The sequence below is a fragment of the Nocardia sp. NPDC004278 genome (assembly GCF_053602975.1).
Window position 1 is genome coordinate 422,850 of sequence record NZ_JBSGEQ010000003.1, and the last position, 18,306, is coordinate 441,155.

Annotated in this window: 14 protein-coding genes and 1 pseudogene; 9 read left to right on the plus strand and 6 right to left on the minus strand. The window is 64.0% G+C overall.

Annotation, left to right across the window (positions count from 1 at the left end):
• Positions 1-18: 18 nt before the first annotated feature.
• The 4 genes from ACWEO2_RS06805 to ACWEO2_RS06820 all read right to left on the minus strand — a co-directional run bounded on the left by ACWEO2_RS06805 (position 19) and on the right by ACWEO2_RS06820 (position 5,301).
• A complete protein-coding gene (locus ACWEO2_RS06805) occupies positions 19-1,413 on the minus strand; it encodes a hypothetical protein (RefSeq protein ID WP_452404450.1) in 1,395 nt (464 codons plus the stop codon).
• Between the two features lie 174 nt (positions 1,414-1,587).
• Positions 1,588-1,824, minus strand: a complete 237-nt coding sequence (locus ACWEO2_RS06810) for a hypothetical protein (protein ID WP_452404451.1) — start codon at positions 1,822-1,824, stop codon at positions 1,588-1,590.
• Positions 1,825-2,635: 811 nt separating this feature from the next.
• Positions 2,636-4,339, minus strand: coding sequence for a WXG100-like domain-containing protein (locus tag ACWEO2_RS06815; RefSeq protein WP_452404452.1), 1,704 nt, complete (start codon positions 4,337-4,339; stop codon positions 2,636-2,638).
• Complete coding sequence (locus ACWEO2_RS06820) at positions 4,330-5,301, minus strand: hypothetical protein (protein ID WP_452404453.1); 972 nt, start codon at positions 5,299-5,301, stop codon at positions 4,330-4,332. Before ACWEO2_RS06820 ends, ACWEO2_RS06815 begins: the two co-directional genes overlap by 10 nt.
• A 215-nt stretch (positions 5,302-5,516) precedes the next feature.
• On the opposite strand from ACWEO2_RS06820, the pseudogene ACWEO2_RS06825 reads away from it, so the two are divergent.
• Both ACWEO2_RS06825 and ACWEO2_RS06830 read left to right on the plus strand, forming a co-directional pair.
• A pseudogene (locus ACWEO2_RS06825) lies at positions 5,517-5,783 on the plus strand (enoyl-CoA hydratase-related protein); the annotation flags it as partial.
• A 310-nt stretch (positions 5,784-6,093) separates the two neighbouring features.
• Positions 6,094-7,239: a Fic family protein gene (locus ACWEO2_RS06830; protein ID WP_452404454.1), complete on the plus strand. Its 1,146-nt coding sequence runs from the start codon at positions 6,094-6,096 to the stop codon at positions 7,237-7,239.
• A gap of 113 nt (positions 7,240-7,352) precedes the next feature.
• Here the strand turns inward: ACWEO2_RS06830 and ACWEO2_RS06835 are convergent, their stop codons facing one another.
• Both ACWEO2_RS06835 and ACWEO2_RS06840 read right to left on the minus strand, forming a co-directional pair.
• The gene (locus ACWEO2_RS06835; protein ID WP_452404455.1) at positions 7,353-9,479 is read right to left on the minus strand and encodes a hypothetical protein; all 2,127 of its coding nucleotides are present in this window, start codon (positions 9,477-9,479) and stop codon (positions 7,353-7,355) included.
• A 409-nt stretch (positions 9,480-9,888) separates the two neighbouring features.
• Positions 9,889-10,590: a MerR family transcriptional regulator gene (locus ACWEO2_RS06840; RefSeq protein WP_452404456.1), complete on the minus strand. Its 702-nt coding sequence runs from the start codon at positions 10,588-10,590 to the stop codon at positions 9,889-9,891.
• A 265-nt stretch (positions 10,591-10,855) separates the two neighbouring features.
• On the opposite strand from ACWEO2_RS06840, the gene ACWEO2_RS06845 reads away from it, so the two are divergent.
• From ACWEO2_RS06845 to ACWEO2_RS06875, 7 genes are all read left to right on the plus strand, one after another.
• Positions 10,856-11,305, plus strand: a complete 450-nt coding sequence (locus tag ACWEO2_RS06845) for a hypothetical protein (RefSeq protein WP_452404457.1) — start codon at positions 10,856-10,858, stop codon at positions 11,303-11,305.
• Positions 11,306-11,359: 54 nt separating this feature from the next.
• Positions 11,360-12,253, plus strand: coding sequence for an ROK family protein (locus ACWEO2_RS06850; RefSeq protein WP_452404458.1), 894 nt, complete (start codon positions 11,360-11,362; stop codon positions 12,251-12,253).
• Positions 12,254-12,560: 307 nt separating this feature from the next.
• Complete coding sequence (locus ACWEO2_RS06855) at positions 12,561-13,712, plus strand: GAF domain-containing protein (RefSeq protein ID WP_355177811.1); 1,152 nt, start codon at positions 12,561-12,563, stop codon at positions 13,710-13,712.
• A 77-nt stretch (positions 13,713-13,789) separates the two neighbouring features.
• Positions 13,790-14,872: a conjugal transfer protein gene (locus ACWEO2_RS06860; RefSeq protein ID WP_452404530.1), complete on the plus strand. Its 1,083-nt coding sequence runs from the start codon at positions 13,790-13,792 to the stop codon at positions 14,870-14,872.
• 18 nt (positions 14,873-14,890) lie between these two features.
• Positions 14,891-15,151 (plus strand): hypothetical protein, encoded by a 261-nt coding sequence (locus ACWEO2_RS06865; RefSeq protein WP_354954744.1) that lies wholly within the window; start codon positions 14,891-14,893, stop codon positions 15,149-15,151.
• On the plus strand, positions 15,148-15,675 hold the full coding sequence (locus ACWEO2_RS06870) for a hypothetical protein (protein ID WP_452404459.1): 528 nt from the start codon (positions 15,148-15,150) through the stop codon (positions 15,673-15,675). Before ACWEO2_RS06865 ends, ACWEO2_RS06870 begins: the two co-directional genes overlap by 4 nt.
• Positions 15,675-18,203: an ATP-binding protein gene (locus ACWEO2_RS06875; RefSeq protein WP_452404460.1), complete on the plus strand. Its 2,529-nt coding sequence runs from the start codon at positions 15,675-15,677 to the stop codon at positions 18,201-18,203. Before ACWEO2_RS06870 ends, ACWEO2_RS06875 begins: the two co-directional genes overlap by 1 nt.
• The last annotated feature ends 103 nt before the right edge of the window (positions 18,204-18,306 follow it).

The following is an 18,306-nucleotide window of genomic DNA, read 5'->3' on the forward strand; positions in this document are numbered from 1 at the left end:
CGTTGCCACCCCCATCGGTCAGGCTCGGCTACCTCGGCGAAGCCGGAACCGTTGCTCGAAACCGGCTACGAACATCGATCGCGGCACCGATGAGGTCGAGCGCTCCACGACACTGTCATCGGCGACATAGAAAACCGCACGGTCCAAAGCGATCTCCCCAGCGGGCACCGGCGAATACACCACCCAGCCCACGCTGATGCGATCGGCCTGCAGCGTCGACATCGGGTATTCGGTAGCGTCATGGCCCCTGTCACGGATGTAATCACGGACGAGGTCGATCGCATCGGCCTCGAGGATCCGGCCCGCATCGTCTGCGACCAGGCCTGCGACTACGAACTGGAACATGGCGCCATCGACGTCGACCCGGTCGTCGTCACCGAAGACGTTCACTGTCTTCTCGCGGGTCACCACACCCGCCTCCGCAGCGGACACCAACAGCTCGGCGGCCTCCGACGCCTCACCCGATCGGTTATCCAGCAGGCTGCCGATAACGCCCGCCACGGTGTCGACCGTCCACACTGCGGGCACCGCCGATGCACACTCCGACATCGGAGCGGACTCGCCTCGATACCACCGCCCTGCCTCCCACCAGTAACAAAACGACAGCAAACCAGCTGCCGCACGGGGATTGAGAACCGGATCCGCCACCCAATCCGGCGCGCCCGCAAAGAATTTCGGAACCGCAGCACCCGAGTTGTAGACGGCATCCAGGACCGGCGCGTTCCAGACACCACCTGACAACACCGCCCGGCCACCGGGTAACAGGGTCAACGTCGAACCGCTGTGTCCCACGCCTTCGAAAACCCCCACCGACGGACACATCCGCGGCCCCCACTCCGACCCGACCGCCGCGAATGCCGCCGACAACACCGCCCACCGGGCCAACAACACCGCGAGATCCGGCAACTCGCCATCCACCGGCACCGCCCGCACGTCCGCGCTCCGGTCCGCCCGCATCTCGTCGGCTGCCTGCCGCGGTGGCCTTGATCGCGATTCGCCACGCCCCACGTACGCCGCCAACCACACCGGAAGCCGGTTCCGCGGAAAGACCTCCAAATCGGCAAGGTAAGCCTCCGGCGCGAACAACTGCTCGCCTGGAAACGGCTCTTCACCCCGATCACACACGACCTCGACACCACCCCCGCCCATCCGCACCAGCAACCGCCACCACGGTCCACCATCCGACTGAGCCGACACCCACCTGTGCCGGCGCACCGCATCCCACACCGCATCCGACACCCTGCACCGGACCGACCGCGTGCCGTCGTCAGCCACCAGCAGAGCCGACTCGGAGACGACAGTCATCGAGAACCAAGCCTCCAACCGCCGCCACCCAGACGGGGCCAACTCACGCAGCCCATGCACGATCTGATCGTTCAGCTCGAGGGAGTCGGCACCTCCCCGCTCGGCCACTTCACGCTCCATGTCTTGCCGACGACAGACGGGCCGACGTTCCTGCGGCGCCAGAGTGCGACATGTGCGGGCCGAAAGTCGAAGTAGCCGAAAGCGGACCACTCGTGCGGGCGTGGGCCGATTCCACCTCGAATCGGTCGCAGAGGATTGCCGGCAGTTCGTGGTAACCGAGCCTCACGATGCGACCACCTCGTCGCGCTTGTCACCGGTGTTGTCCTCACACGGGCGCGCGGCATCGGTCCGCGGTCTGTGCGGGACTTCGGGCGCGGCAGTGGCCTGGTCACCCCACACCGGTCGTTGCCCCGAGTCAGCCACCAGCTCATCGGATTCCGTCGCCGCCGTCGCCGCCTCGACGAACCGGTCCGGATCGCGACCGGCCGTCGCAGCCGACAACACTGCCTCGGCGAACATCAATGAGTCCCACCTCCTCGCCGACCCGATCCCACTGCACCCGTAGCCGTTCACCCTCGTCGAGTGCCTTGCCCTCGGACTTCGCGCCGGATGGCGCGGCCACGCGAGACATTGGCGGGGCTGGATCGGGTGGAGACGAGGCCGATTTTTGGGTGGCGGCGCGATAACCCCTGCAAACGGGCGAGCCGCCTGGCGCGATTTCTTCCCTGCTGCGACCGTTTCACCACCGAAGGCGACTCCGCGGCGTGTTCGGCAACAATTCACCTACTCACAGATACATGCAAACTATGTTGCATGTCAACGATCATATGCAAATCTATTGTCATCGCGTCACGGTGATTCGCCGTATTGCTGGTCTATGCCGGTGGTATGCGATCAGTAGCTCTGGGTCAACGACCAACCATCCGCGGTCGGTGTTCTGGACGTCGGCGAGCTGTCGGATGATGTGGTTGTGCCGGACCCAGGGTCGACCCCCAACCAACACGCTTCGGAGGCTGTGCGTTCAAGCGTTCGCCACTGCTTCCCCGGTGGGAGACTGATCGACCTCCGGCCGGTTGGTGCTGCGGCGGATAATTCCCGAGTGTTCGCCGCCACCTGACCCGCTGGCCCCGTATTCGAAGGTTCACGCCCTGCTCGAACTCGGCTCGCCCCATACGCTTTTCGGCGAGCGGATTCGGCAGCTCGATAAAGTCGGCGTGCGGATGGCCCAACGACATCTGCGGATCGGTGCGCCTGCTCCGCTGGCCGTGTCGGATGGTCGTATCCGCCTCGTGCTCTCCTGATCCTGACCATCGAATCAACTGGCATAAGGCTATTCAGCTCGGCGGCGCTGGTCGGCATTATCGGGCGCGTAAAGAGCAGGGCTGCTCGCACGTGGTGGTCGAGAGTCCGGCTTCGCATCGGTAGCGCGGATGTCGTTCGTGGTGTCCCGATCCGATTCGAACGATCGGTTGTGGCGGCGGGTGGGTCCTGCGTCATTCGGCTCGAGATCCTCGGCCGAGACGTTGGGGGTTCGTTTGGTTTTCGACCATGGTGTTACCAGCGGACTCCGTTCGACCGAGCGAGCAGTTGGTGGCCGAGAAGTGCTGGACGGCAGCGGTTTCGAGGGAGTGGCGCGTGGCGCAGGTGCCGGTTCGGAACGCGCCCACGGGGTAGTCGGCGTCGAAGGGTTGTGCTGTCCGGAAGGCTGCTGCGCATATGGTCCGGCTTGGCTATCGGATGCGATCAGTCCGGTCGCGAACTCGTGTTCGCGACGATCGGTATCGTCGCGGAGGCGAGAACGCCCTTCGGTCCTGACGGGCTCGGCGGCGGTGATCCGGTCGGCCCGACCGTCGGGGCGGGCAGACGCGTGTTCGGCCGAGGTTTCGGTAGTTCCGTGCCGCGGTGTGCCATCGAGGCGAGCAAGCCCGTGCTCGGCCCGGCCCGGATACGAGTCCGACGTGGATCCGGCTGTGGTGGTGGCCCTCGTATCGGCGGTCATCGGGCCCGTCGAGTTCGGATAACCGCCGTGCGAGACCTGCGGACCGTCCACGGGCGCATACGATTCCCGCTGCGTGCTGTCAGAATATCGACGCTCGGGCAGGTCGGCGGCACTGGGGCTGGCGCGGTCGGCAGTTGCAAGATGTGCCGGCGAATGTCCGGCGTCGAGCGCCGGACGCTCCATCGACCATGGTCCGGCGATACCGCGCGGCAACTCCAGCGGACCCTTAGGAGCAGACGACATGCCGGGATCGGTGCCGACTCGCGACAGGTTCGTCGGCACCGCCGGAGTGCTCGGACCGTCGATGCCGTCTGGCCCGTCGGTGGTGAAATCCAGCTTCGCCACCTCGTCGGCAAAGTCGGCGGCGTGCCGCATGATCTCATCGGCATGGTCGTCGAGGACTTTGGCGTAGCGCAAAACCTCGTCGGGCTCGATATGTAGCGGTGACACAGACGAACTACTGGGCGGTGACACCCCCAGGAGATGGCTCGCCGCGTCATAGGCGACGCCATTGATCATTCTGTCGATGGTGTGTTCCAGCGGTTCGATGGCCTTGCCGATCACCTCGGCGACGAGGTAGCCCAACAGATTTTGTGCCATTTGATCGCATATCCGCCGTGCCGCCGCCGCGAGGCTGGGCCCGGCGGCAGGCCCGGCGGGTGTGGCGATGATCGCGGCGTAGCTCGCTGCCAGTGCGGCAAGCTCGGCCAGCACAGCGACTTTGACCACGGTGATCACGTCCGCCGCGAGATCCAATGCCTTCGCCACGACCGTGCACGCGGCGTCGAGGTCCGCCATATGCGTCGCACTCATCCGCCCCCAGGTCGCGAGCAGTTGTTCGTATGAATATCCCGAATAGACGGAGCCCATTTCCTTGATAACGCCGGTTGCGGATTCATGCGTGTTCTGGACTTTCGCGGCGAAGTTCTGTACCTGCCGCCCGAGCGTACGTACATCGTCTTCATTGACATCCGGATACTGAACACCGCAGAAATTGAGGAAGAGCGCGACTTCGTGCGGTATCTCTATCGCCACGTCAGGAGCTCCATTGCTCGGGCCCGTGCTGCAGAGGGAATGTCATCAGCGTCGCCGATCAGGTGGGGATGCGTCCGCGCCGCGGCTGATTGCTCGGAGGGGAGCAGTGTGTGCCGCCACTGTGCGTTCCGCATCGCTCGCGCATGAGTGGCTGCAATGACGAGGTCAGGTTTGATACGCCTTACCAACGACGATGGATCCGCGTCCGGGCCGAAGGTGTGTTTCAGTTTCGCTATTGTGCTGAGGGCCAGATGGTTCTCGGCAGCGCTGATCGGGAAATCCGAGGGCAATGATGTCGCCAAATGCGATGGTCGATCGTAGCCAATCGGACTGTTCTCACGGTTGGCATGCGCAGCGGGGCTGTCGTTTCTCTCGAGTGATTGGCTGGAATGCGGTTCTGGACGAGTGGTGATCTCCAGCCGTGGACGGTCCCTCGCGGCGTCGGCGCTCGCCTGTCGGACCTTGGGCACACCGTCGATATCGGCCGTATCCTCCGCTCGGGCTGGATCTTTCGATCTCCGGCCGGTATCGCGGGGAGGCCTTTGGGGAGCTCGGGCCGCTTCCTTTTCATCCTCCTTGGCTACTCGCCGGGCGATCCGGCGCAGGAGTTCTATGAGCGTGGCATTCCACAACCGAGTTCTCGGCAGGTGTAGCTCGAAAAATGGTCCTACCTCAGGGGTGGCCGTCGACAGCTCGGCGAGCATGTAGATGGTGACGAGGTCGCTGGGCGGGTGGGCGAAGGTGATGTCCGGCCCCGCTGCCGCGATCTCTTTACCGTCGCCGACGAACAACCGGGCGCCGATGGCTTTGCCGATACCGATCATCGTCAGCTGGCGAGTGTTGATGCCGTGCTGCAGATCGTCCGAGGTTGGCACGATGCCTTCTTCCGTGGGCGGTACCCAACAGCCGGTAGTGGTAGGGACACGACCTTCGCGAATGAATGAAATATATTTTGCAATCATAATGTATCTTGCAAATCGTATGGCATATTGGGGAGTCGAACTGCCGGGCTGAGCAGCCCGGCGCCGCGGATCCGCAGGCCGTGCGGGTCGGCCGATCTGCCTGTCCCGCAACGGCGTCAAGCAGCGATCAGGAAGAAGTGGGGCCTATGTCCAGCGTGTTGGTCAGCAGATCCGGTACGGTCGCTCGCAACCGTCCCGAACGGCTCAACGCCGTCACCGCGGTATTCGCCGAGAGATTCGTCCGAGTCGGACTCGTGCCCGGCGACCCTGGATCGTGGCTACTGCCGAGGGCAGTCGGCAGGGCCCGAGCGTGCGAGTTGGCTTTCATCGGTGAACCGATCGATGCGTGCACCGCGCTCGATTGGGGCCTGATCTCCGATGTGGTTGAACCCGACGCGCTACTCGACAGGGCCCGCCGCCGCACAACCCGGATATTCGCAAACCCACCGCACGTCCTGCGGATGACGAAGCGACTACTGCGCAATCGAATTGGCAGACCGCATCGGCCTGTCCCCACAGCTATCGCATTACGTCGCGCTCGACGTGAGGTTGCGGTGGAGGAAGCCCGCCCAACTCGACAACGGGAACTATCTGATTCGCCACCGACGAGCACTGCGAATCCGCCGGCTACTCGTAGGATCCGGCGAGAACCCTGTTATTCCCCCGTGAGCTGCTTCGGTCATCGAATTAATGCAGAATGTGCCGCCGCGCTGCACATGTGGTACCTGACCGGGGCGCATCCCATCCTCAGACTCGGGTAGGCGACAACTGAACCCTCTCCGCAGGGCCTTCATGCAGATGGCCCACCGTTTGAAGGGTCTCCTGGCTGAGGAAGCGGCGCCCAAAGGCGTCGAGAAGGCGACCAGAGACGCGGCTCGCTTTGTTAGGCGAGATGTCGATGAAAAGTTGAATGCCGACCAGTACGGCGCGCGCGAGATCGCCCGAGCAGGGGAGGGGCTGAGGCAAGCCGAGCACGTTTCGTGGGCGGAACACAATGCTGCTGGGGGATCGGATAGCGACGTCGGTGAGGTGGCGGCGCTGATCAAGCAAAGGTCGGCGGAACTGGGGTTACGCACCCCAGCCCAGCGCGCGCTGGAATCGAGGCTGCTGATCGACGAGCCGCTCCACCAGGCGGCCCTGATCACACATCATCCCCACCCAGAACTGCTGTTCGGCGAAAAGGAGTGGGCAGGGTATCTGGAAGCTCGCACGTTCGCCCGACAGCACGGTAACCGCGAGTTGGACGTGCCGTTCATAGCCGAACTCCACCATCGGTTGGCGCGCTTCGCCAATCCCGATATCTCTGGGATTTTCGCCCACAGCAAGCGGTGGGGCGTTCGGATGGGCTCCACGTTCACCGACGAGGAGGCAGCCTTCATCAAGGCGAATCCCTATCTGGAATACTTGCCTCGGGGAACTGTTCCCCTCGGAGCCGCTCGAGACGCATACGAATACCGCATCTCCTCACCAGACCAGGTACGGGCCGAACTCCAGTCCATGTCCGACTGGTACAACAACGCCCGCAACCAGCCCGGGACCGATCCCTATCGGCTCGCCGCCCAACTCCAGCAGCGGTTCGTCTCCATCCACCCCTTCGTCGACTACAACGGTCGGTCGTCCCGACTGTTGATGAACTGGTCACTGGAGCGCGACGGGCTGCCACCGAGCGCCCCCATGGATTTCAACAAAGATATCTTCTCCACGACCGAGGACTGGACCGACTCCGTTCGGGCGGGCAGCGACGCGTTCGGCGAACGTGCAGCCCGCCTCGAACATCTCGGGAAAACCGCCGATCCGGTCGAGGTGTTCGGCCTGGAGCGCGAACACGAACGCTACCAAACTCTCGGCGGCATGACCGCCACACCATTGCCTGGGGCCGGGCATGACATCAAGTGGTACCAGTCGCTTCTAGAACAGCTGCGAGGCAACGAGCAATAAGGTCGAGTTCGGACCGGATGAAGCCTGATTCCCATGGACGACACCACGGCCTCCGGCCGTCTGCGAGTTCACGCCTCCCGCCCCTGACTATGGATCAGAAGGTAGCTCTTCCGCTAGAACGTTGGAATGGCCTTGGACGGTGTGAGGGTGCTGCTGCCTGTCCAGTATTCGGGTAGCGCCATCTTCTGTAGGATTTCGGAGGCACCGGCGAAGTTCTCGGCTTCGGCGGCCGCCAGGTATTCCCGACTGAGGTGCACATTGATGAACCTGTTCATCAACGCGGCACGTTCCCGGGATACGGTGCTGGTCAGGTTGGGCAATGTGGTCCCGGTGCCCGATACGACATCCCGAATCGCATGGATGACCGACTCTGTGGGGTTGTCGAAGTAATCGCGCAGGAACTGCTGCTCCAGCGCGGTGAAGCTGCGGAACTGCAGGTCGGGATCGGCGAAGCGACGTTCCGCCAGCCGATGCGCGGTCCGCTTGAACAGCGCGACATTGGCCGGTGTCGCGCCCAGTTTGAGTACGCCGAGCGAGGCGATGGCCTGTCCGACATGCTTGTCGCCGTCCCACATATTCGGCCCCCAGCTCGTGCGGTAGTTGTAGGCCTTGATGGCGTTGGTCCGCATTTCCTTATCGGTGAATCCGGCGCTGAACAAAGCTGCTTCGGCATCGCCGAGACTGGCACCGCGGTCGATCAGTCGATCGATCGCGACCGCGGCGCCCATCGGTGTGTGGCCGTAAGTCGCCGCGGCGGACCTGGCGGAGTCGATGATCTGCTCGCGCGTGCGGTAGTAGTTGCGGATCCAGCCGAACCGGTCCGCCTCGACCGCCATCCTCATATTTGCCAGCTCCGCTCGCTGCCGCATCCCGGAGCGGGAACTCAACGGAGACCGTCTGCGGCCCATGAGGTATTCGGTCACCGGCGATGCGTTCATCGTGTTGAGTGCCGCCAGTCCGGTGATGAGCCGCTGGGTTCCGGACATGCCGCCCGCTGCGGCCATGGATCCGCCGCCACCGGCTTGGGCGGCACGTCCGGTCGCGAGCACACCACTGATCTGACCTGCTATCCGGCCGGGTGCGGCGGCCAGACTTCGGCTCATCCGACGCAGCAAGACGATTCCGACGAGCATGAACGACCCACCGATGAAGATCACCGCGATGCCGTGGCCCTGTGCCTGTTCGAACACATCGCCGAGAACGAGGGCGTAGATGCCGAGATAGAGGGTAAAGGCGACCATCTTTCCGGCCGATACAAAGGCATCAACGAGATTGCGCAGCAAGAATGTCTGGCTCGGTCCATAGACGTATCCGCCCGCGGCGAAGCCGAAGATGGCCATGAACGCGTGATAGACGGCTTCCGCCGCGGCCACCACGATCTTCCCGGACAGATATACGCCGAACATCAGCAGCACGGCGGCGAAAACCAGCAACAGTAGGCCGGTGCAGACCTGGCCCGCGTTGGGATTTTGGCTCTTGGTGTACGCCGCGACATCACCGCAACGTTTCAGTCCGCTGGTGACCTTGTCGTCGCTGCCGGCCAATACACCGTCCGACCACGCTGCCCGGCACGCCGGTGAGTCGTCCACGACATGGCCGAAGTTCCACACCTGCAGTGGATAGCGCACGAAGTTATCGGCGAGCGTGCCCTCGATCGAATCGACGATCATGTGTGGGCTCGGGTTCGATTGGCCGTTGAGACCCGCGGCTACCGCCACACCGACATCGCGTCCCTGCGCGAGCAGCCCATCCGAGGACAGGACATCGGCCATCGGATGCGCCAGATAGGGCACGCTGAACAAAGCGACACCGATCATCGTCACGACCTGAAGCGTCGCCTTGGCGAAGTATCCGCGAACGATGAACCAGCCCACGGGTATTCCGCCGACGGTCACCGCGAGCACCAGGATGACGGGCGTGCCGACTTGTCCGGCGAGCGTGTCGGCGACCCGGCTCAGCGGCTCCGCAACCAGGTCGAGCCAGCGAAAGCTGACCGCGTAGTCGATTACCCAGATACTGGTGACCTCGGTGCCCATGAACCCCGCGAACTCCAGGTCGAGCGCGGTCGACAATGCCGCATTCCCGGGATGAAAGACGTTCCCGTGATTCGTGGCGAAGACATAATTGGCCAGCGGCACGCCGTGTGAATCCCGGACATTCATCCAGCCGACAGCATCGATCGTCGAAGACCCGGCGGTATCGGTTCCGGTCTGCGCCGTCGCCACCGCACCGAGTGTCATCGGAACAACGAACAACACGAATACGCCGAGCAGCAGGCGGCCCGTTATTCGACGCAGCCGGGTTGCGCCGCACCAGTGCGCGCATCGACGGACCATCGCACGCGGTCGCCAACGCGCCGTATCCCAGAATTCCAAGTCCGACAGCGCAACTGGGCGGTCGTTGCCCGACCCGGGTCGCGTGCCAACGAGACTATCCGATCGCCCCAACACGCATACAAACGTAATGGTCGATCGAATACCGAAAACCCATTGAGCTCAGGGTGATTCGTATAGATCTCGTATGAAATCCCGCGGCCGCCGCCGACCCTACATCAATTCAGCAATGTGCCGAATACCATTATCCATCGAAGACCCGATCTGCGTTCGCATCGCCGATTATCCGCAGCGTTCGAACCGAGGGAATTCGATATCAGGTCGGCGGCAGTTCGGAATGTCTGGCGAACGCCTGATCGATCAGCTCCGACGTGGCGCGCGTGGCGATCAGCCGGGCGATGGCCAACTCCGATTCGAGTTTGGCGCGATCCTTCGGAGTGCGCCCGGACTGCTCATAGGCCTGGCCCGCCAGGAAGTAGAACAGCTGGGTCGCATACTGATCGGCAATCTGATTGCAATCGGCTCTGAGCCGCTCGATCAGTTCGAAGGCGTCGCGCGCGGGAATACCCGCATCGACGAGTCGGGTGGTCAGGTCGCCGCAGCGCGGATTGGTCACCCGATAGGCCTCGTGCGGATCGCCGCTGGCGGCGAGTGCCTGCTGCACGTATTCCGGAAGTTCCGGGGGTGCCTGCGCGCGCTGCGCACGGGGGGAGCCGGGCGCGGCGACCGTCGTCGGCTCGGAGATGGGCTGGTCGTTGACGCCGAGCACCTCCGCCAATCCGTCACCACGATCCCAGGCCTCGAGTAGTTCCCGAATCCCGTTCAACTTCATGCCCCGACTGAGCAGACGGCTGATCGTCTGCAATCTGTTGAGGTGATCCGACCCGTAATAGCCGATGCGCCCCCGAACATCGGGGGAAGGGAGAAGTCCTCGTTCGTGGTACACGCGCACGCTCCGCACGGTGGTATCGGCCGCCCGCGCTAGTTCGTCGATCGTGTACTCGGACTCAACAGCCATATCCATAGGAAACCACAATTCGCCCCTTAGCGGATGGCCCGCGAACAAATGTACCGTTGCCTAACGATACGCCAGGATCACATATTGGTCAACGTGCCGTTAAGTAGCGGCAGAAACGATTGCCGAGGAGCCAATCGTGGGTTAACGTTCGTGGACCAGCAATCATCGCTGGCCTTCCGGGGACTGTTGAGCAGCCCCGATGACCGCCCGACCAATGGGCCCGCACAACGGAGTTGGCGCGCCCTCGGCATCCCCGGAGACGGCTATGAGCATCACGCAATCTTCCCTTGTCATGGAAACCGTTGCGACGGTAAAGGTTTCGGCGCTTCCGAACGCGTCGGCCCATCGGCCACCCTGCGCGGACGGTCCCGACGACTGGGATCTGGACGTGGGTACCCCGGACTCGTGGCGTGCGGCGATGCGAATCTGTGAGAGCTGCCCGGTGTTCGCGAAATGTGAACAGTTGGCGCAGACACTCATCGAGCGCGGTACCGGCCCCCGCGCGATGATCTGGGCCGGAGTGCCCTATGACAGCGCAGGCAAGGTCGTCGCCGATCTGGACCGCCATCGCATCACCCCCGTCGATCACAAGCGGCCGCTGCGGATCATCCGCACCGGCTCGCGTCCCGCACCCGCCGATCCGGTTCCGGCGGCACCGCGGCGCCACATTGTGCTGGGCCGTCGGTTGGAGCCGACCGGAACCGGCGCGCACTGACCTATGCTTTCGTGCACTGTTCACGACGGACCTCATTCTGGCGGTGTGTAACTCATGACAATGTTGGCTCTGGAGATCGGGCCTGACGGTTTCGCTGCGAGTCGGGTGGAAGACAATGTCGGCGCGGACGAGATCCGGCGCGTCCCGATTCCGGCTCGTGCGGCCTGGGACACCTGCCGTGACCTGCTGGTCGAGGTCGCCGGCGGCGAGGACGTCACCCGGGTGGGAATCGGCTCGGTCGGCCCGCTCGATATGGCCGCCGGTGTGGTGGCGCCGCCCGGGATCGCCGAGTGGGCGGCGGGTTTCGCACTCGTATCGGCGGTGGAGAAGCTTTTTCCGGACGCCCTCGTCCTGTTGACGCTCGACGGCGTGTGCCTGAGCTTGGCCGAACGTAACTTCGGTGCGACGAATGAGGTATTCGATGCCCTCGCGGTCAAGGTCTCGAGCCGGATCACTGCGGGGGTCTCGGTCGGTGGTTTCGTGGTGGTCGGTCGGACCGGAAACGCGGGAAACCTCGGCCATGTGCTGGTGCCTGGCTTTGATGAGCGCTGCGAATGCGGAGGTCGGGGGTGCCTGGAGGCGGTGGCAGGCGGAATCTCGGCAGTGAATTGGGCACGCGCACAAGGCTGGCAGGGCGCTTCGGTCGAGGACCTGGTCGGTCAGGCACGTGCGGGTGACGAACTGGCGGATGCCGCACTGACCCGGGCCGGAACGGCGCTCGGCAGTGCGATCGCCTCGGTGGCCGCCCTGCTCGACCTGGACCTGGTCGCCCTCGGCGGCACGATGGCGGCGCCGGGCACCTCGCTCTGGAAGGCGCTCGGCGCTGCTGTCGCGACGCACGCCCGACTCGGCCATCTGACCGGATTGCGGGTCGTGCCATCGGAACTCGGTGAATTGGGCGTGCTGGCGGGGGCCGGTGTGCTGGCGCTGACGGCGGGAGAGGGCTAGCCCGCAGCGATTGCGGGCGGAATTACGGCCTGAGACCAGTGCTTTCGTCGCTGGTCTCAGGCATTGTGCTGCGGTTTGCCGCGCCATGCGCGAACTGCGCTGAGCTGTGGGAATTCTGATGTCCATACACGCGTTCTTAAGCGGATGTTAAGAAAAGACCGCTCGGTGCACGTGCGGTGGCAATGTCATGCAGACTGCATCTGATGTCGACATCGCTCAACCTGTTGAATGAGCCGTTATATAGCGGTACATTGACTGTGTCACACAGGTGGCGGCTTCCGACGAACGGCTGGTACGGGCAAGTGCGATGACAAGTGGCGCAGTAAATCCATGGATAACGATCGAGACGTTGACACCCGAAGCGATGTCGGTGGCATCGGTGGGAGACGCGCCGCGTGGATTCGCCGACTGGCAGCGAGTACTGCAGCGGCTGCTGTCGCGGACGCCGGCGCTCTACGACAGCCTCAAGACCCGAAGCCTGGTCGATGCGATCCGGGCGGCGCGCGACGAGGCCGAGGATGTGGATCTGACCATCGCGACCGGTTCGGGTCCGCACGCGCTGCGGATACGACCGGTGTTCGGACCGGGTGGCGATGTGCATGCGGTCCGCTTGTGGGTGGGGTCGGCCGCGGCGACCTGCCCCGAATTACCGCCCGCGGTTGGTGCGATCTGGGATCTCAATACCCAGACCATTCAGCAACCGATCGGTGCGACTCGACTGACGGGGAACTCGGCCGAGCAGCATGTGCCGGTGATGTCGATCGCCGAGTTGTTCCATCGGATCTCGGCCTTCAACCGACATGCCGAGGTCCTGGATCTGCTCTACAGTCCGAAACCCGGTGACAAGCTTCAGTTCGATGTCACGGTGACCGATGGTCCCGAGCGACCGGGGCGGTGGCGGATCAGCATCCGGGCCCGCGACGACGCTCGCACACAGGGCGCGTGGTTGTTGATCGAGGATGTCACCTCGGACAACGAGCAGTCGGAGTGGCCGACGCTGGAACGGGTCGGATTGCGCGAAGCACACCGGCGTGCCGGAACTCATCTGGCGATCATTCAGACCGAGCGTGCCAGCATCTCGCATTGGCTCACGGATCCGGCCCCCTGGATCCGATGGGACTATCTGTTCCGGCCGGTGGACGTCTTCCATCCGGATGACCGCGTCCGTTTGGTAGCGCTGAGTGATCGGCTGCAATCCGGCGATACTGCGGGTGTCACGGTGCGGGCCCTCAACTACGGTGGCGGTTACACCCCGACATCGTTGCTGCTGTACCCGTATCCGGGCTATCCGAGCCGGCAACTCGCGATCGCCCAGCTGGTGCGCCTGGCTGATGACATGCCGATGCTGGAATCCGGGCGCCACACGCTGGAAACCCCACAGGGGCAGGCGCCGATCGGGTACGACGATCAGTTGCAGTATCGGCTTGCGCATCGCTTGAAACGTAGTCCTGTGTACTGACCCGCTGTCCCCAATGTTGGGAACGATGACGGGGGCTGGAAATGATGGTGCTCTCTACCATTTCGGGAGTGCGGACAATGGTTGGCAGATCGACGGATTCGGGCGATGAATTACTTCGCCGAATGGTCGCACGCCGCCGCCGCGACAATGTGATCGTCGCGGTGCTCGCGGTGCTGGCCGTTCTCGGCGGCGGACACGCGATCCTCGATTTTTTCGCCGCGGATCCGCCGCCCCCATCCGACAGTGCGACGCCCGCGACCATCGGCCGCGCGCAATTGGCCGGGTCCTTCGCTCAGCAGTTCATCATGACCTACTTGAGTTCTGTTGCCGGACAACAGGATCGGCTCGGCGAATATGTCGGAGCCAGTGCCCAGCAGATCACCTTGCCCTCGACGGCCCGGCAGGTATCCGATCCCGCCGTGGTGTACGTGTCGCGGATAGGGAGCTTCGACACACTCGAGGTCTGGTCGGTGACCGTATCGGTCCGGTTGGGTAAGTCGGCCCTCGGCGGCACCAGCGGCACGAGCACCAGCGGCACGAGTACCAGCGGCACCAGCACCAGCACCAGCGGCGCCACCGCCAGCAACAGTGCGAGCGCGGACACCCGCCAGTTCTATCGGGTCGGGGTATCGGTGCTCAACGGTCGACTGCGGGCTCTCGCGCTGCCCGCTCTGGTCGAACCGCCCAGCCGGGGCGCCGATCTGGCGCAGGCGTACTCCGCACCCTGCACGGCGGATACACCGCTCGCGCAAGTGGCTTCGGGCTTTCTCGCCACCTATCTGACGGGTAATGGCGATGTAGGCCGTTACATCACCCTGGACGCCGGTATCGTCGCACTGCGCCCGGCCCCGTTCACCGCCGTGGAGACCGTCGCGGTCACCTCGGACGACAACAGTTGTGGCACAGCGCGTTCGCACGCGCAGGTGCTCGTCACCGTCAATCCCAAGGCCGACAGCGGGGCGGTCGCGACGCTCGCCTATCCGCTGACCATGGTCCGCGACGGTGGCCAGTGGCAAGTGCAGTCGGTCGATGCCGTTCCTGCGATGACCAACCCGCCTGCCGTGATCGCCGACCAGCAGAACTCGCACGCAAGTGCGCCGAGCTCGACGACGTCGCTGCCGTCGACGACGGTGCAGATTCCGCGGGCTACCCAGAACTGATACGAAAGAGGCACGGCCGTGGGTAATTTGAGCGCCATCCTGTACAACATCCTGATGTTCGTCCGCTGGGCGGGCCTGATCCTGATCACCATCCTGAGCATGGGCGTGCTGATATCCGAGGCGGCCAAATCCAAGCTCTCGCCCGCGAAGATCCTCGCCGTCGCCGGATCGGCGCTGCTGGCCGCGGTCCTGTTCTGGATACTTCCGACCCTGGTCAACTACGCGCGCACGGACTCCAACATCATCGTCCCCGATCACCCCATCGGTGGCTATCGATGACCCAGGTGATCAAGGTCTTCACGCCGATCAAGCGGGTTCCCACCATGATCGGCAAGGCCCAGAACGGGCAGAAGCTGCCCTTCGGGCCGTACACCCTGCCGCAGGTCGCTGGCGCGGTGGTGTTGATGGTGATCACCTCGGTGTGCGCGATGGTATTTCCGGTCAATCCGGCGGTCACCTTCGTGGTGGGACTGGTGCTGACAATCGCGGTCGTCTTCGCCGTCGGACTGGTGCCGTATACCGGCGTCCGGATGACTTCTCGGGCGCTGTGGGTGGGTCGGCTCCTCATATTTCGCAAGCCGGTGTCCGCATCCGGTATGCCGGTCAACGCCGATTCGGCGCGCCACACCATGTTCATCGAAGAGTCCATCGTCCTGGTCCTGCCGGATCGACCGGTTGAGGTGGCGGCGAGCGCCAAACCCGATATCCGGATGCTCGATGTGATCGGCGTCGGCGGCAGCGGCAAGGACTTGCGCAACTGGATCAACGGCAACGGTGGCCCAGCATCGGAAGGGAGCCGCTGATGGCGTTCGGACGAGATCTACAGCCCACCGCCGCGATTCGCGGGAATCTGCAATTCACCCATTCGGGTCTGGTCACCGCGACCTACTTCATCAACCCGCTCGGCTACGGGTTGCGCAAGGCGGGTGACAAGCACGATGTGAAGATGGCCCACCATGCGCTGATCAACAGCTTGCCGAGCGGGTCATTGCTGCTCGGTATCCAGGCGCGGCTCAATACGATCGATGTGCTGACCAAGATGGTGGAGGGCGTCGATCTCGACGAATGTGAGGATTACGCCGACGAGGTGGTCGCCTCGTATGAGCGAGTCCGCGCGATCTCACCGCAGACTCGGATCTACTTGCTGACAATTCCGGTCGGCACGGCGAACTCCGGTATTTCGGCGCTGTCGCGTATGTGGCGTGGCAGCACCACCACGATCGATGCGACCGCCATCTCCCGCGCGGATCTGGATGCCTACGACGAAAAGGCGAATGAGATCCTGTCCCGGATCGGCGGGGATTTCGATCCGGTTCCGGTGCCCGCCGCACTGTTCCAATGGCTGTGGGAGCACTACCTGTCGCGTGGTGCGGCGGGCGATCCGGTGGCCCCGACGCGGGTCGGCGCACTGGATGACGCGACAGCGGCCGTGTTCTCCTCGGCGGCACTCGACGAGGGCGCTCAGGCCGATAGCAACCGGCGGGTACGGCCCTCGTTCGTCCCGGTGATCAAGGTCGTGCAACCGGATTACGAGTATCGCCCGTCGTATCAGGCGATGCTCACCCCGCATTCATTCCCGTACGCGGGCATGCGATTTCCCGGTGGCAGCGAATTCCTGAATGTGCTGGAGGGCCTCGGCGACGTCACGGTCGACTGGGGGATGCGGGTGTCGACCAAACCCGCGGACCAAGTACTCAAGAACAACGAGCTGAGCCTGCGCCGACTCGGTGAGCAAATGGATCAGCGCGACCAAGAGGTGTCCTTCGCGCAGAATACGCTTACCTCGAAGGCACAGATGTTGGGCGAATACAACCAGCATTTCGAGGTCAACGGCGGTGAGTCGGAGGTCTCCTTCACGACCGTCATCGCCATCGGTGGCCCCTCGCGCGATGTCACGATGGACGCGGTCAATACGCTCAAGCGCCGCTATAAGCGGTTCCAGGTCGAGATGACCGCACCGCTGGGTACCCAGGTCGATCTGTGGTCGATGCTGATTCCCGGAAGTCCGCAACGCCGGGCTTACGACGACTTCGCCCATATCGTGCCTTCGGATATGTGGGCCGGGTTCGTACCGTTCATCACCAGCCAGATCGGCGACGACAGCGGCCCGGTGATCGGGGTCAACCTGCTGTCCGGCCAATACGAGCCGATCCATTTCGGCATCATGGAGGCCGCGCTGCACGACTTGTCCGCATCGTTCGCGGTCACCGGCGAACTCGGTTCGGGCAAATCGTATTTCCTGAAGCTGATGGCGGTGCTCGTCCACGATATGGGCGGGCAGTTCCTGGCCATCGACCGAAGTCAGGTCGGTGAGTGGGAGCACTTCGCCGCCGCGATCGATAATGCGGTTGTCATCGATCTGGCGAATCCGACGGTATCGCTGGATCCGCTGCGCATGTTCGAACCGAGGGTCGCGGGTGAGCGCGCGCTCGATTCGATCCTGCCGCTGCTGGATCTGTCACCGACCTCCGGCGCGGGTGCCGCCGCCAGTAATCTGCTGACCATCAGGGGGATGGCCGAACACGGTATCCGGAGTCTGCTCGATCTGTTCCATGTCGTGCGGCGGCTGCGCGACCAGCCCGGAAACTCGGAGGAATATGCGGATCTGGCGGCGCGCCTCGGCACCGTTGTCGAGCGGGTACCGGTGCTGTTCGATCCGGCGCTGAAACCGTTGCGACTCAATGCCGCCGCGACGGTCGTCCGCAGTCACCAGCTGGCACTCCCGACTGCGGAGGAGCTCACCACGCCGCACCTGTACAACCGATTGCCGCTGACCAAACGGCTCGGGACCGCGCTGTACGAACTCGTCGGCGTGGCCGCCCGCGAGGCGTTCCTCACCGATAACGGCAGGTTCGGACTGCTGGTCGGCGACGAGGCGCATCACTTCACGCAGACCCAGGTCGGCTCGGCGGTCACCTCGGATTTCAGCCGCGACGGCCGTAAGCATCTGGCGGCGATCGGGCTGGCCTCGCATGATCCGGCGACCGACTTCCAGGGGGCCGCGCACAATCTCATCCCGAACCGGTTCGTCTTCCGGCAACGCGATGAGACGCTGGCCCGCAACAGTCTGGAATGGCTCGGCGTGGATCTGGAGGAAGCGCCGTTTCTGCTGCAGATCCTCCGAGAGGAGACCTCGCCGCCGGTCGGCACTGGCCGTCAGGTGCCCGAGGAACGCCGCGGTGAGATGTTCATGCGTGACGCACTGAACCGGATCGGCCGCGGCAAGGTGCTCGGCCCGGCCCGGATCGATCGCGCCGCCGCGATCACCAGCACGCCGAGTGCTCCCGGAGGCACCCGCACGGCCATTTCGGAAAGACAGGCAGTGCGTTGAGATTCGCGACAGATCGCGGCATTCGATCGGGCCGAAATGACTTCGGGCTGGGGCAGGATGCCGAACTCTTCGATCCGGTCCACTGGCGGCCGTCGGCGGTATT